General features: G+C 33.6%; 2 protein-coding genes. Both read right to left on the reverse strand.

Annotated features, from left to right (window positions below):
* Nucleotides 1-911: IS3 family transposase (locus IPZ78_RS17155; RefSeq protein ID WP_225555203.1), on the reverse strand; the 911-nt coding region annotated here is incomplete at its 3' end.
* Nucleotides 830-1,366 (reverse strand): helix-turn-helix domain-containing protein, encoded by a 537-nt coding sequence (locus tag IPZ78_RS17160; protein ID WP_225555202.1) that lies wholly within the window; start codon nt 1,364-1,366, stop codon nt 830-832. The genes IPZ78_RS17155 and IPZ78_RS17160, both read right to left, overlap by 82 nt.
* Nucleotides 1,367-1,409 lie beyond the last annotated feature (43 nt).

Genomic DNA, 1,409 nt, shown 5'->3' on the forward strand with positions numbered 1-1,409 from the left:
TATTCCACCGGGCTCATTCCATTTAAATTAATTCGTATTCTTTCGTTATTATAATACTTTATATATTCTCTAATATCTTTAGCTAACTCAAAAATAGAAGTATATTTTTTTAGATAAAACAATTCTGATTTTAATACACCAAAGAAATTTTCAATAATAGCATTGTCTAGACAATTTCCTTTTCTAGACATGCTTTGGATAATGTTTTTATCTTTTAATTTGTCTTGGTACTTTTGTAACCTATATTGCCATCCTTGGTCGGAGTGAAAGATAGTTTCCACCTGTTTTTTGTTGTCCTTTTTCCTTCTTTTAAATGCCCTATCTAGCATGTCTAGAATCTGCGCATAGTTCGGCGAGGTTGATATATTATAACTTATAATCTCCCCATTAAATAAATCCATAATAGGCGATAGGTATAATTTGTTTCCAGCCACTTTAAATTCTGTTACATCTGTCACCCATTTTTCATGGGGATTTTCAGCTTTAAAATTTCTTTTCAGAATATTTTCAGCAGCTTTTCCCACCTCGCCCTTATAAGACTTATATTTCTTAACGCGTATTACACTTTTAAGATGTAGGGTGCTCATTATCTTAGCAACTGTTTTATAGTTAATAGCTTTTTCCAATGTCGTTCTAAGCGTTAAAGTTATACGTCGGTAACCATATAATCCTTTGTGCTTCTGGTAAATTCGCATAACATCCTTCACTAAATCAGGGTGTTTATCCAAAAAAGAAATACTCTTTGTATGATAATAATAACTACTACGAGCTAGCCCAGCTAAGTGTAGTAAGTGTTCCAGTTTGTGTTTGCGCCTCAGCTCCGTAATGATTACGGCTTTTTCTTTTTGGCTTGCTTGCTTTGAGCCAAGGCTTCTAACTTTTTTAGGTAATCGTTCTCCGCACGTAAATATTCCACTTCTATTGTTAACTTCTCAACTTCGCTCATAGAAGATTTAATTCCTGGAATAGTTGTTTTCTTAGTCATCGTATTAATTGTAGTAGTTTTCCTGGGCCGACCTCGAGTCTCTTGTAAGCCTGAAAATCCATTACTTTGAAATTTATTATTCCATGTTGATAAAACAGATGGATTGGAGATTCGATACTTAACACAGGTCTCCATCAAAGATAAACTACTCTGTTGATATTCTTGAATTATAGTGTTTTTTTCTTCTATAGTAAAGGTCTTGCGGGCTACACCACGCAAACCTTGTTCACCATAATATTCATAAAGTCGAAGCCAAAATTGTAAATTGGATTTACTTAATCCTTCGAGTTTGGCAAGACCTCCAATACTATCTTTGCCCTGCTGAAGAATAGTTACTAAACGTAACTTAAAATTGAAATTATACTTCTGATTTTTTCTCATAAAAATGCCCCAAATAAGTGTCTAACTTTTTGGGGCATGTCCA

It is taken from the genome of Sphingobacterium bovistauri, assembly GCF_020295405.1.
GTDB lineage: Bacteria > Bacteroidota > Bacteroidia > Sphingobacteriales > Sphingobacteriaceae > Sphingobacterium > Sphingobacterium bovistauri.

Excerpts from the sequence above, each read along its gene's own strand:
- IPZ78_RS17160 (WP_225555202.1), bottom strand. The coding sequence starts at position 1,366 with ATGAGAAAAAATCAGAAGTATAATTTCAATTTTAAGTTACGTTTAGTA.